This window comes from Dactylosporangium sp. CS-033363, from assembly GCF_050942475.1.
Taxonomy (GTDB): domain Bacteria; phylum Actinomycetota; class Actinomycetes; order Mycobacteriales; family Micromonosporaceae; genus Dactylosporangium.
Genome location: NZ_CP192032.1, coordinates 5,607,300 through 5,619,225 on the forward strand (window position 1 = coordinate 5,607,300; position 11,926 = coordinate 5,619,225).

At 71.2% G+C, this 11,926-nt stretch carries 16 protein-coding genes; 11 read left to right on the forward strand and 5 right to left on the reverse strand.

The annotated features are described in order from the left end of the window. The first annotated feature begins 72 nt into the window (after positions 1 to 72). Positions 73 to 735 (forward strand): response regulator transcription factor, encoded by a 663-nt coding sequence (locus ACQPZ4_RS25940; RefSeq protein ID WP_433040258.1) that lies wholly within the window; start codon positions 73 to 75, stop codon positions 733 to 735. Continuing rightward, positions 732 to 1,790 carry a sensor histidine kinase gene (locus ACQPZ4_RS25945; RefSeq protein ID WP_433040261.1) on the forward strand — a complete coding sequence of 353 codons (1,059 nt, stop codon included), beginning with the start codon at positions 732 to 734 and terminating at the stop codon, positions 1,788 to 1,790. The genes ACQPZ4_RS25940 and ACQPZ4_RS25945 overlap by 4 nt, the downstream gene beginning before the upstream one ends. Before the next feature lie 85 nt (positions 1,791 to 1,875). Here ACQPZ4_RS25945 and ACQPZ4_RS25950 read toward each other — a convergent pair whose 3' ends face one another. The 3 genes from ACQPZ4_RS25950 to ACQPZ4_RS25960 form a co-directional block, all read right to left on the reverse strand. Continuing rightward, the gene (locus tag ACQPZ4_RS25950) at positions 1,876 to 2,379 is read right to left on the reverse strand and encodes a hypothetical protein (protein WP_433040263.1); all 504 of its coding nucleotides are present in this window, start codon (positions 2,377 to 2,379) and stop codon (positions 1,876 to 1,878) included. A gap of 60 nt (positions 2,380 to 2,439) precedes the next feature. Continuing rightward, a complete protein-coding gene (locus tag ACQPZ4_RS25955; RefSeq protein WP_433040266.1) occupies positions 2,440 to 2,949 on the reverse strand; it encodes a DUF4265 domain-containing protein in 510 nt (169 codons plus the stop codon). Positions 2,950 to 3,485: 536 nt separating this feature from the next. After that, complete coding sequence (locus ACQPZ4_RS25960; RefSeq protein ID WP_433040269.1) at positions 3,486 to 3,785, reverse strand: hypothetical protein; 300 nt, start codon at positions 3,783 to 3,785, stop codon at positions 3,486 to 3,488. A gap of 440 nt (positions 3,786 to 4,225) precedes the next feature. Between ACQPZ4_RS25960 and ACQPZ4_RS25965 the strand changes: the two genes are divergently transcribed. The 4 genes from ACQPZ4_RS25965 to ACQPZ4_RS25980 all read left to right on the forward strand — a co-directional run bounded on the left by ACQPZ4_RS25965 (position 4,226) and on the right by ACQPZ4_RS25980 (position 6,264). Next, positions 4,226 to 4,456 carry a hypothetical protein gene (locus tag ACQPZ4_RS25965; protein WP_433040272.1) on the forward strand — a complete coding sequence of 77 codons (231 nt, stop codon included), beginning with the start codon at positions 4,226 to 4,228 and terminating at the stop codon, positions 4,454 to 4,456. Beyond that, positions 4,434 to 4,937, forward strand: coding sequence for a DUF6879 family protein (locus ACQPZ4_RS25970; protein WP_433040275.1), 504 nt, complete (start codon positions 4,434 to 4,436; stop codon positions 4,935 to 4,937). Before ACQPZ4_RS25965 ends, ACQPZ4_RS25970 begins: the two co-directional genes overlap by 23 nt. 9 nt (positions 4,938 to 4,946) lie before the next feature. Continuing rightward, positions 4,947 to 5,798 (forward strand): helix-turn-helix domain-containing protein, encoded by an 852-nt coding sequence (locus tag ACQPZ4_RS25975; protein ID WP_433040278.1) that lies wholly within the window; start codon positions 4,947 to 4,949, stop codon positions 5,796 to 5,798. Positions 5,799 to 5,973: 175 nt separating this feature from the next. Then, positions 5,974 to 6,264: a hypothetical protein gene (locus ACQPZ4_RS25980; RefSeq protein ID WP_433040281.1), complete on the forward strand. Its 291-nt coding sequence runs from the start codon at positions 5,974 to 5,976 to the stop codon at positions 6,262 to 6,264. A 158-nt stretch (positions 6,265 to 6,422) separates the two neighbouring features. Here ACQPZ4_RS25980 and ACQPZ4_RS25985 read toward each other — a convergent pair whose 3' ends face one another. Continuing rightward, positions 6,423 to 8,126, reverse strand: a complete 1,704-nt coding sequence (locus ACQPZ4_RS25985; RefSeq protein WP_433040284.1) for a cytochrome c biogenesis protein CcdA — start codon at positions 8,124 to 8,126, stop codon at positions 6,423 to 6,425. A gap of 433 nt (positions 8,127 to 8,559) precedes the next feature. Between ACQPZ4_RS25985 and ACQPZ4_RS25990 the strand changes: the two genes are divergently transcribed. Together ACQPZ4_RS25990 and ACQPZ4_RS25995 are read left to right on the forward strand one after the other, a co-directional pair. After that, positions 8,560 to 9,615, forward strand: a complete 1,056-nt coding sequence (locus ACQPZ4_RS25990) for a Rieske 2Fe-2S domain-containing protein (protein WP_433040287.1) — start codon at positions 8,560 to 8,562, stop codon at positions 9,613 to 9,615. An 11-nt stretch (positions 9,616 to 9,626) separates the two neighbouring features. Then, positions 9,627 to 10,253: a nucleoside deaminase gene (locus ACQPZ4_RS25995; RefSeq protein ID WP_433040290.1), complete on the forward strand. Its 627-nt coding sequence runs from the start codon at positions 9,627 to 9,629 to the stop codon at positions 10,251 to 10,253. Here ACQPZ4_RS25995 and ACQPZ4_RS26000 read toward each other — a convergent pair. Next, positions 10,224 to 10,349, reverse strand: coding sequence for a hypothetical protein (locus ACQPZ4_RS26000; RefSeq protein ID WP_433040292.1), 126 nt, complete (start codon positions 10,347 to 10,349; stop codon positions 10,224 to 10,226). The genes ACQPZ4_RS25995 and ACQPZ4_RS26000 overlap by 30 nt on opposite strands. Before the next feature lie 197 nt (positions 10,350 to 10,546). Between ACQPZ4_RS26000 and ACQPZ4_RS26005 the strand changes: the two genes are divergently transcribed. The 3 genes from ACQPZ4_RS26005 (at position 10,547) to ACQPZ4_RS26015 (ending at position 11,904) form a co-directional block, all read left to right on the forward strand. Next, positions 10,547 to 10,885, forward strand: a complete 339-nt coding sequence (locus ACQPZ4_RS26005) for a gamma-glutamylcyclotransferase family protein (RefSeq protein WP_433040295.1) — start codon at positions 10,547 to 10,549, stop codon at positions 10,883 to 10,885. A gap of 183 nt (positions 10,886 to 11,068) precedes the next feature. Next, positions 11,069 to 11,194 (forward strand): hypothetical protein, encoded by a 126-nt coding sequence (locus tag ACQPZ4_RS26010; protein WP_433040297.1) that lies wholly within the window; start codon positions 11,069 to 11,071, stop codon positions 11,192 to 11,194. Further along, positions 11,191 to 11,904, forward strand: a complete 714-nt coding sequence (locus tag ACQPZ4_RS26015; RefSeq protein WP_433040300.1) for an HAD family hydrolase — start codon at positions 11,191 to 11,193, stop codon at positions 11,902 to 11,904. Before ACQPZ4_RS26010 ends, ACQPZ4_RS26015 begins: the two co-directional genes overlap by 4 nt. The last annotated feature ends 22 nt before the right edge of the window (positions 11,905 to 11,926 follow it).

Here is an 11,926-nt window from a genome sequence, read left to right on the forward strand (position 1 = left end):
GCCGCGGCCGGTGTCATCCCGGTGTCAACGGCTGACACCTCATTGACACCTTCGGGCTGGCACAGTGGGGCCATGCGCGTGCTCGTCGTGGAGGACTTCGAAATACTCGCCCAGACCATCGGAACCGGCCTGCGCCGCGAGGGCCTGGCCGTGGACGTCGCCGCCGACGGCGCGGAGGCCCTCGAACGGCTGGCGAGCACGCGGTACGACGTCGTCGTCCTCGACCGCGACCTGCCCCGCATCGGCGGCGACACCGTGTGCCGCCACATCGTCGCCGAGCACCCGACCAGCCGGGTGCTGATGCTGACCGCCTCCGGCACGGTCCGGGACCGCATCGACGGGCTCGGCCTCGGCGCCGACGACTACCTGCCCAAGCCGTTCGACTTCGACGAGCTCGTGGCCCGCATCCGCGCGCTGCTGCGCCGGCCGTCGGCGGCGCTGCCACCGGTGCTGACCGCCGCCGGGATCACCCTCGACCCCGCCCGGCACGTGGCCAGCCGCAACGGGCAGCGCCTGGACCTCAGCCCCAAGGAGTTCGGCGTGCTGGAGTGCCTGATGGCCGCGGGCGGACGGCCGGTGTCCGCGGAGGAGCTGCTCGAACGGGTCTGGGACGAGGCTGCCGACCCGTTCACCACGGCGGTGAAGACGACGGTGAAACGGCTGCGGTCCCGGCTCGGCGACCCGCCCGTCATCCACACCGTCCGCGAGGCCGGCTACCGGCTCGGTGCGGCATGAGCACCCGCTGGACGCTGCGGCGGCAGCTGACCCTCCTCTACGCGGGCCCGTTCCTGATCTCCGGTGCCGTGCTGCTCACGGTGCCGCTGCTCGGCGCGAGCCAGACCGTCCCGGCCGGAACCTTCCCCGGCAACTCCGAGCCGCACGTCACGGTGGAGACGCACTCCAACGCCGTACCGCTGGCGGGCGTCTCCCTCGCCGTCATGGCCGTGGTCGCGGTCGTGCTCGGCTGGTTCATCGCCGGCCGCTTCCTCCGGCCGATCCGGCGCATCGTCGACACGGCCCGTGACATCTCGGCCACGAACCTGCACCGCCGCCTCGGCCCGACCGCCCGGCGCGACGAGTTCGGCGAGCTCGCCGACACCCTCGACGACCTGTTCGCCAGGCTCGAGGCGTCGTTCGCGGCGCAGCGCAGGTTCGTCGCCAACGCCTCGCACGAGCTGCGCACGCCGCTGACCGCCCAGCGGGCCCTGCTGCAGGTGACCCTGGCCGACCCGGAGGCCACCAGCGAGGAGCTGCGCGCCGCGGCGGACGAGGTGCTGGCCCTGGGCGAGAGCCAGGCCCGGCTCATCGACTCGCTGCTCACCCTGGCCACGGGCGAGCAGGGCGTGGAGCACGCGGCGCCGCTCGACCTGGCCGAGGTCGTCTCCCGCGCGCTGGCGTTCCGCGAGCTGGACGGGCCGCGACTGCTGCCGACCCTGCACGATGCCCCGACCACCGGCGACGCCGACCTGATCGAGAGCCTGGTCGCCAACCTGATCGACAACGCCGAGAAGCACAACGTGGCCGGTGGCAGCGTCACCGTGCTGACCGGGATGACGGACGGCCGGGCGACGCTGGTCGTCGAAAACACCGGTCCCGTCGTACCGCCTGACGAGCTCGACCGGCTCTTCCAGCCCTTCCAGCGGATGGGCGGCCAGCGGGTACGCACGACGAAGGACGGGTACGGGCTCGGCCTGGCGATCGTGCGGGCCATCGCCGATGCGCACCGTGCCGACCTGGCCGCCACCCCACGCGAAGGGGGTGGCCTCAGGGTGACCGTGACCTTCCGCTGACCCTCGGCAGCCCGCCGGCCGCTCGTCCAGCTCGGATCCCTCGGGCGAGGGGAGACGGCGACTGATGCCGCCTCCGCCCCTCGCCCTACAGGTAGTCGAAGAACCTGATGAACCACGTCGCCGGGTACGACGGATAGGCATCCCTCAGCACGTCGCTGATGCCGTCGTACTCATCGCCCAGAAGGTCTTCCAGCAGCGGTACGTAGTCGTAGTTGGCCAAAGTCCTCAGGACCCGGGTCAGGTCGGCATCGGCAAGGAGCGACAGCGTTTCCGCGTCGTCATAACGGCCTGGCCCCTCGGCACCGACCAGCGCCAGACCACCGAAGTTGCTCACCCGAATGAAAATCGGGACACCGGCCCTTGTCACTGGACCCGGCACGACCACCTGGCCGAAGTAGCTCGCGTCTTGCACCCTTGCACCGGCATCGACCGCGCACACACAGCCGAAACTCGCCTCAAGACCAGCCACCAGCTGCCCGAACCGGCGGCTTTCGGCCGCATAGTCGAAGCCGGTGGGACGCTCCAGATGGTCGGCATCGTCGCACCGCCGCAACAGCGAAACGATCTCAGCTCGGTCGGGCCACAGCACAAGCGTATGGTGCCAGTCATCCGACCGCGCCGCCGACAAGCACGATCACGAGGTGCCGCGCTACGCGTCCCACCATCGCTGAGAGCCGCAGCCGACCTCGTAGTGCCACCAGCCATCGGCCTGGCCTTGTTCCAGCAGACGCTTGACGTCGCGGATTTCGGCCGCCGCCGGGACGGTCAGGGCGACAAGCGGGAACTCCGCGCTGAAGACCTCACCACCGAGGCCGAACCGTGCGAACTTCTCGTGCACGCCATGGGCGCTGCGACCAAGAGGCCCATTCGGAATCGGCAGGACACGAATCGTGCAGTTCCCCGACTCCACGACTCGCCCGAGCGCCCAATGCCTTCCATCCGCATCGGTCTCGAACCGCACGATGTCGCCTTCGGCAACACCATCCTGCAGGAACGGCACGTTGTTGACGCTCGCCGTGTCCTCGGTGACGACAGTGGCCCACAAGCCCTCAGTGTCGTAGGGCAGCCAGCCCTCACGCGGAACGAACTTGAACCAAATCCTGATCTTGGCTTCGTGGCCGACGGGCCGCACATGCACGTCAGGCGCGATCGAAGTCATACCGGACATGCTCGCTCACCACGCTGAACTCCACACGATCGAGTGAGGTGCAGACAAGTCCGGACAATCACAAACACGCACCTTGCCGAAATCGCCGGCATGCCGCGAAGGAGCGGTCTCAGGGTGACCGCGATCTTCCGCAGCTCCTGGTGCCCGGGCCCGCCACAGGGCTCGCGCGGAGGCCGGTGCGGGCCAGGCGAGTGGCGGCCGCTTCGCGGCTGGCTGCGCATGACGGCAAACCCGCGGCACACCGTGGCGCCGTGACGGGCCGGCCCGGCGCGCCTCGGCGGACGACGGACTCACGAAACGCGAGTCGATAAGCGAACAGCCTGAGTCTCCCAAGGAGGAAGAACAAGAATTTGAGCCTGACGACGCAACGTGCCTTGGCCACGACTCGTGGCCGGTGAGATCACCGCCGGGGTTCGAACTGCTCCCGAAGGTGGCACCGGCCGCGCGGCGCACGCTCAGCACAGGCAACGGCGAGGCCGTCGCGCGGATCAAGGAACCTCGACGCGGCGACTGCCCCGCCCCGGCGGTCAGTGCACCAGGCTGTGGTCCCCCGGCGGCGGTGTCCGGGGTGGGAACGAGCGGCGACTGAGCCAGCCCTGTTCGCCGAGGCAGGCCAGGGCGAACGCGAGCTGCAGTACCCGTTCGTGCCATTCGAAGCCGTGCGTGTCGCCGGCGCCGAAGGTACTGCCGAAGATGCCTGCCAGCAGGGCCGATGTGCCGGTCCCGGCGGCGGCCCACCACCACTGGCCGATCGGGGTGCGCAGCCGGGCGGCGCTGCCGAGTACCAGGGCGACCAGGGCTGCGAACACAACATCACGTGGATCCATATGCGACTCCTTCAAGATCCACGCTACGCCCGTACGCGCCGTGTTGCAGGGGTGAAGAGCGCCAGGACGCGTTGGCCGTCGCGAGGGGCCGGCTCATGGCGTCGAAGGCGGCCAGCAAGCGGCAGCGCGAACTGCGCCTCCTCCACGCACATCAAACCGGTCGCGAAGCCGGACTCGAGGCCCGTCGCGTCCAGCGTCCGACAAGGGACGATGCACGCCCGTGCCGCCAACGGACCCGCCGAGGACGGAGCCAAGGCCGAGAAGTCCAAGCCGAACAGGCGGGCCGATGGACGGCGGGCGAGTTCGATGCCGTACACGCCGTTCCTGCGACCGCGCTCACAGAACCTGCGAGAAACTTCGAGCAACAAGCCTTGCCGCTGTTCTGACGCCCACGCACACTCGGGCTACAGGGTCGACGCCCATCGACAAGGGAGACCACCATGGGACTTCGCTTCCTAGGAAAAGACCCCGCTTCTGATGGTGGGCAGTCGCCGGCTGTCTGGGACGACGGTGAGAACTATGTCGTCCAGGGGTGGAGAATCGATGACCCTGCGACACTTGCCGAGGTCGGCGACATCCCGCCACATGAGACTCTGATTCGCATTCCCAAGCGGCTGATGCCCGTCTTCCCGGAGGTACGCCTTGGTCATGGCGCTGCCGAAGCTGGCTGACCTGCTGCTGTCCGGCAGGCGTCGGGCGTTGCACCTCGAGATGCGCGACACCTACGCCCGCACGCCCCGCTTCGACGCTTGGAAGGCCGGCCGCATGTCGGAGCGGGGAGGTGCGGACGCCGAATGGCGGGCGCTGCTTACCCCACTTGTGGAGCATGGTGCGGACATCCGGCGGCTGCGCATTGTCTCGGAGCCCATCACCGAGTACGTCCGATACGAGTACGACGTCACGCCATCAGCCAATCTCGCCGCGGGCGAATTGGTGCGATGGTTGCCCCGTGATCAGGCGTCCGATCTGAGGCTTCCGGGCAATGACTTCTGGCTTGTCGACGATGCCCTGTTGTTCAACCTCTCCGGCGGTGACGGCGAGTGGCTCGGTGTTCAGCCGAACGACGACCCGGACGTGATCGCCTTCTGCGCCGACTCGTTCGAAACGGCATGGGATCGCGCGGTCGACCACAGCGACTACCACCCCGCCTGAGCCGCCGCCTTGCCCACCGAACCGACCCCCGCGATCGGCGAAGCTCGCGCAGCCCTCGCCGCGCGCCTGCGTGAGATCCGAGTCGACGCTGACATGTCGGCCATCGAGCTCGCCAGGCGCGCGGGATGGCCGAGGTCGAAGGTAAGCAAGATTGAGCACGCCCGCCAGACGCCGACGGCCGACGACATCCGAGTGTGGTGTCGCCTCATCGGTGCCGATGACCAAGCGGCTGACCTGATCGCCACTCGGCATGCCGTCGAAGGCATGTGGGTCGAGCTTCGGCGGCTGCAGCGTACCGGCCTCCGTCGCTTCCAGGACTCCTTCGTGCCGCTCTGGGAGCGGACCCGACAGTTTCGCATCTACGAAGCAGGTGTGGTTCCGGGCCTGTTCCAGACGCCTGCGTACGCCAAGGCCCGCATGCGTCGCATTATCGAGTTCAGCGGCATCCCGGACGACCTGGAGCACGCCGTGCAGGCACGAATGGACCGGCAGCGCGTTGTGTACGCCGGAGGCCACACGTTCGCCGCGGTGCTCGAAGAGAACGTCCTGCACGCCCGCATCGGCGACACCGACATGATGGCAGCTCAACTCGCGCACCTCATCTCCGTCGCGGTGCTTCCGAACGTGAGCCTCGGCATCATTCCGCGCGACATCGACCGGATCATGTGGGCGAGTCCCGGATTCTGGATCTATGACGACGCGCGCGTCATCGTCGAGACGCCCTCAGCGCAGCTCACGATTACCCAGCCGCGCGAAGTCGCCGTCTACGCACGCTGGTTCGCGGAATTGTCCTCGATGGCCGTCGTCGGACAGCCCGCCCGCCGGATCATCACCGACGCGATTGGAGCGCTCGACGGCTGATCCGCCGGCAACTTCGAGAAACATCATTCCGAAGCAAGGGGCAGCGCTCATACCGTCTGCATCACTGGTGAGACGGTTGTGACATTGGTTCCGGCCGTCGAACCGCCGGCCAACCAGGGACCGGATGGGACCGCGATGCTGCTTCCTGAACGTAGGAAGCCCCGCCCGCTCCCTGGTGGCCGGTTCCACCACGAACGCAGCGGAGGCGGGCGATACCCGCGCAACCGGCGAGGAGCCACCGATTCAGGTCGGGGAACTGCTCAGTCTGGCTGACGCCGAATACATGTACGGTGCGGGATCGATCCGGCTACGCGTGACCATGGTCCCGCGCGCCCAGGTGATGCCGGGATACACCGAGGTCATCGGCCACCAGATCCTCTGGACCGGCGAGCGTGGCGACGACCGTGTGGTGTTTGTCCAGCGGGCGGCGCTGTCCACGATCCGAGCGAGATCCAACGTCGACTGAGAACCGAGGGTCAGGGGGCGGTGGCCGTCGCGAAGACGCGGTGCATGACGTCGAAGGTGGCCAGGGACGAGCGGGCCTCGTCCTGCAAGGCGACGATCGCCGGGTCGGACGGCGGCGCCGTGTTGCAGGGTGTGGGGGGTCAAGGCGCGGGAGACCGGTCAGCCGAAGGTGAAGGAGTAGGCGTTCAGGCCGGGAGTCAGGGTGAGCCGTAGCGTGCCGCGGCCGGGTTGGTCCCGGTGCGCCACGGTGATGATGTTCGGGGCGCCGGAGACCTGGAGTGTGGTCGTTGCGCCGTCGGCGGTGGCGGTGATGGTGCCCGTGCCGCCGGCGTCGAGGTAGACGTCGGCGGCGTCGAAGTTCAGCTCGATGACGGCGCCGGCACCGGCGGTCAGCGACTCGGCGGTGACGGTCCAGACGCCGGACAGGGCGAAGGAGTCGCGGGGCAGGGACGGCGGGGCGGTGAACGTGCCGGTGTCGGGAGCCAGCGGACGGTCGCCGGCGTAGTTGTTCGCCCGGGCCGATCCCAGGTACGTCTCGGCTGTCTGCTCGGGGTTGCTCGGTGTGGTGTCGGCGACGTCGGTCGGCGCGGGCAGGTCGATCGCCGGGCTCGCCGCGGTGAGGAGCTGGCGGATGATGGTCTCGACGGTGCTGTAGTCGCCTTCGCCGTAGGACACGTAGCGGACGGTGCCGTTGCTGTCGATGAGGTAGTCGGCCGGCCAGTACTGGTTCTGGTAGTTGTTCCAGGTGGCCAGGTTGTTGTCCAGGGCGACGGGGTAGGCGATGCCGAGGCGGGCGGCGCCGGCGGCGACGTTGCCGGGGTCGTGCTCGAAGGCGTACTCGGGTGCGTGCACGCCGATGACCTCGAGGCCGCGTGGGTGGTAGGTGGTGTACCAGGCGTCGACGTGGGCGATGGCGCGCTGGCAGTTGATGCAGGAGTAGGCCCAGAAGTCGACGAGGACGACCTGGCCCTTGAGGCCGTCGAGACCGATCGGGGCGTCGCCGGGGGTGTTGAGCCATCGGTCGATGCCGGTGATCTGCGGTGCGGGCCCGCAGTCCTGCAGGCGGCCGCTCCCGGCATTCGCGATGCAGCCGGCGAGGGGGCCGCTGCCGCCGAACGGGTTGCCGAGCGCCTGCACCTGGTTGTTGAGGCCGGTGGCGTAGTCGGGGATGGCGCGCTGGACGGCGTCGGTGGCATTGAAGGTCAGGGCGACGGCGAGCGCGACGACAACGGCTCCGGCGGCGATGCGGATGCCGCGCTGGCGGCGGCGGAAGGCGCGGACGCGTTCGGCGACCCGCCGCCCGGCGAGGGCGAACACCAGCAGGGGCAGGGCGTTGCCGGCGGCGAAGGCCAGGGTCAGCAGAATCGTCCCGCCGCCGATCCGTCCGGTCGCGCCGGCCACCGAGATCGCCGCGAGCACCGGCCCGGCGCAGGGGACGTACACGGCGCCGAGCGCGAGCCCGAGGCCGAACCCGCCCCGGCCGGGCGTGACCGGGCGTTGCGGTATCCAGGAGAACGGCGCTTCCAGCAGCGCCTCCACCCGCGGCACCATCATGCCGATGCCGAGCAGGACCAGCACCGCCAGGCCGGCCCAGCGGATGACGTCACCGGGCAGCGAGAGGGCCCGCAGCAGCAGGGTGCCCAGGAGCGTGAAGGTGCTGAAGCTGAGGGTCAGGCCGAGTACGACCAGGTAGGGGCGCCGGTTGAACCGGGTCCGGCGGTCGGGCTCGGCGCCGGGTTCGCGGGCGCCCTGGGCGCCGCCGGCGAGCAGGACCACCGGCAGGACCGGCAGGATGCACGGCGAGATCGCGGTGATCAGCCCGCCCAGGAACCCGATCACCACCAGCGTGACGCCGGGCGTCATCCGGCACCGCCCGCGGCCGCACTGTCTCGCATGCCGCCCATCATCCCCGCGGTGGCCGGTCGCGGACCCGGCGGCGACCTTACAGCCCGGTTACGTACCGGCCGCGACACGGCGGTGCGGCCGGCCCGGGCCGAGGAGCCGAACCGCGAACGCCACCGAAACAGCCGCGAAACGCGTCGGCGGCACCATGGGGCGACCAGCCGTCGTGGGAGGTGAGCGCCAGGTGCCCGCCGTGACCGATGTGCGCCGCCGCACCCACCAGCGTGCGTGGACCCGCGGACGGGTCGCGCACGGCCGGCATCCGCAGCGCTGAGCTACCGCCGCCACCGGGTCCCGGGGACGTTCGTCCGGCGGGCCCTCATGCGTCGCTCGCCCGCTGCGGGCCTGCGGCCGCGCGCTGCCTGATGCCGCCCACACGCCGCTGGAGCCACCGATGACGGTCACCGACACCGACCCACCGCCCGCCGCCGCGGTCACGCCGCCCGCGACCTGCACGTTCGACCTGGCCGACTGGGCGATCCTGGCGCGCGGCTGGTACGCCGTGGCCCGCGCCGAGGACATCGGCACCGCCCCGGTCGCGGCGACCCTGCTCGACGTCCCCCTCGTGGTGTACCGCGCGGGCGACGCGATCGTGGTCGCCGACGACCTCTGCCCACACCGCGGCGTACCCCTGACGATGGGCACCGGCGACGGCACCGCCGTCGTCTGCGCGTACCACGGACTGCGGTTCGGCGCCGGCGGCGCCTGCGTCGCCATCCCGGCGCACCCGGCGGCGAAGATCCCCGAGCGGATGCACCTGCGCCCCTACCCGGCCGTACAGCGTTACGGCCTGGTCTGGACCTGCCTCGACCGGACCGCGGGCGAGGCGGTGCCGCCGATGCCCGGCTGGGACGACCCCGGCTTCCAGCGGGTCACCTGCCCGCCGTTCGACGTCGCCGCGTTCGCCGGCCGGCAGGTCGAAGGGTTCCTCGACGTCGCCCACTTCGGGTTCGTGCACCCCGGCACGTTCGGCGACCCGGGCAATCCGGAGGTGCCGCCGTACAACCCGGCGCCGACCGCGGACGGGTTCGCCGTCGACTACTGGTCCACCGTGGCGAACTACCCGCACGGGGCCGGGCTGCGCGCCCCCGACGGGTACCAGTGGCTGCGCCGGTTCACGGCCCACCTGCCGTTCACCGCCACCCTCGCCGTGCACTTCCCGGACGGCGGGCGGCTGTGCATCATGAACGCCGCCACCCCGGTCTCGGCCCGCCGGACCCGGATGTTCGCGCCGATCGCGAAGGACTTCGCCACCGACCAGCCCGCGCAGGAGATCTTCGACTTCAACCTGCGCGTGTTCGAGGAGGACCGGCGCATCGTCGAGGTCCAGAAGCCGGAGAACCTGCCGCTCGACCCGCGCATCGAGGTCAACATCGCCGCCGACCGCAGCTCAGTGGCGTACCGACGCGGCTTGAAATCCATGGGTCTGAGCCACTTCTTCACGGCCTGAAGGGGGCTGACATGGAACTGTCCGTCGTGGACTTCGGCGCCCGCCTGCCCGGGTGGGTCGCCGACGAGATCGCCGGGGTCGACCGGCGGCTGGGGCACGTCGAGGACCGGATGCGGCTGGCGCACCGCCTCGCGGGGCGCAACCACCGCGAGGGCACCGGCGGCCCGTTCGCGGCCGTCGTCAGCGACACCGCGACCGGCGAAGTGCTCGCGGTCGGGGTGAATCTGGTCCTGGCCAGCGGCCTGTCCGGGATGCACGCCGAGATGGTCGCGCTGTGCCTGGCCCAGGCCGCGGCCGGCACCTGGGACCTCGGCGGCGCCGGCAGGGCGCCGGTCGAGCTCGCCGTGAACTGGCGGCCGTGCGCGATGTGCTACGGCGCGGTGCTGTGGTCCGGCGTCGCGCGCCTGGTCATCGCCGGCGAGGGCGACGAGGTCGAGCACCTCACCGGCTTCGACGAGGGCCCGATGCGCCCGGACTGGAAGGAGCAGCTCGCCGCCCGCGGCGTGCAGGTGCGCACCGACGTGCTGCGCGAGGAGGCCCTGGCCACGTTCCGCGAGTACGGCGAACGCACCGACGTCGTGGTCTACAACGGCGGCGGCCGCGGCCGCTCAGACGCCCGCGTGCTGCAGGTCGAGTAGCTGCTCGTAGAAGCCGCCGAAGCCGCGGCGCCGGTCGACGAGGTGGATCTCGAGGATCCAGTGGCACAGGTCGCCGCCCGGATCGAGGCGGCGCATCGGCAGGTCGTTGCCGGGCGTGTCAGCGGTGCAGCCGCAGCCGCAGCCGGATGAGCCTCGACACGTACGGCCCGGTGCACCGGCGACGCACCCGGCTCGGCGAGGCTCAGCCGCGGCCGGTGCGCGGCGGTCCTAGAGGCCGGGACGCCGCCGTGGGCCCGCTTCGCAGCACCGGCGCGATCGGCAAGATCGCGGGTATGCCTCTGCTCTTCTCGTACGGCACGCTGCGCGACCCGGCGGTACAGCGGGCGAACTTCGGCCGCGAGCTCGCCGGCCGCGCCGACGCGCTGCCTGGCTACGCCACCCGCATGCTCGAGATCACCGACCCGGACGTCCTCGCCGTCAGCGGCGAGACCCACCATCCGATCGTCGTGGCCACCGGCGACGGCGCCGACCAGGTCGCCGGCGTGGTGTTCGAGGTGACCGACGACGACCTCGTCGCTGCCGACGGCTACGAGGTCGCGGACTACCACCGCATCCTGGTCGCCCTCGCCTCCGGAGTCCGGGCGTGGGTGTACGTCAGCGCCACCGCCTGAGCCCGGCAGGTGGACCCGGACCTGGACCGGCGGGTGCGGGTCGGTGTGGCGCAGCCCTCTTCGCAGCGGGGTCGCGGCGCGGCCGGTGCTGCCGTTACGGTCGCAGCAGACGGTCGTGACCGGCGTTCCGGCACGGCAGTGCCGGCCGGCAACGCTGACCACCCGCCTGGAAAGGAGCCGCGCATGCCCGCCGGAGACGTCGACTACGCCCGCCACGGCCACGGCTACGCCACCGCGCGCCGCCACGGCCACCTGCGCACCCAGCCGACCTTCGCCGGTTCGCTGCGCCTGCTGGTCGGGCGCCCGTGACGCCGCGCCCCGCGACCGCCCGGACGGCCGCCGGCGTCTTCGGGGGGTGGACGCCGGACGGGGTGGTGTTCGACTGCGACGGGCTGCTCGTGGACACCGAACCGTGCTGGAGCGTCGCCGAGGCCGAGCTGTTCGCCCGCCGCGGCCTGCCGTTCGGCCCGGACCAGAAACGCCTGCTGATCGGCAAGTCCCTCACCGCCGCCGGGCTCGTCCTCGAGACCGTCTTCAGCGAGCCCGGCCACGGCGCGGCGATCGGCGCGGAGCTGGAGGCGCTCGTCGGCGACGTGATCGCCGGGCAGGCCGAGCCGATGCCCGGCGCGCACACCGTCGTCGCCCTGGCCGCGGCCCGCGTGCCGGTCGCCGTCGCCAGCAACTCCTCCCGGCGTCTGCTCGACCTCGCCCTGCACCGCGGCGGCTTCACCGGCACCTTCCCCGTCAGCCTCGCCGCCGGCGACGTCGAACACCCCAAACCCGCCCCCGACATCTACCTGCACGCCTGCGCGCGCCTGGGGATCGCGCCCGTCCGCGCCCTGGCGTTCGAGGACTCCATGACCGGGATGCGCGCCGCCGTCGCCGCCGGCCTGCGCCTGATCAGCGTCCCCACCCTCGCCCAGCCCGACCTGCCCGGCGACTGGGTCCTGCCCAGCCTCGAGCGCACCGACCTCGTCGAATGGATCGCCGGCTGGCCGACCGCCGACCGCCCCGCCTGACCTCCCGCGCAGGCGTGGGAGG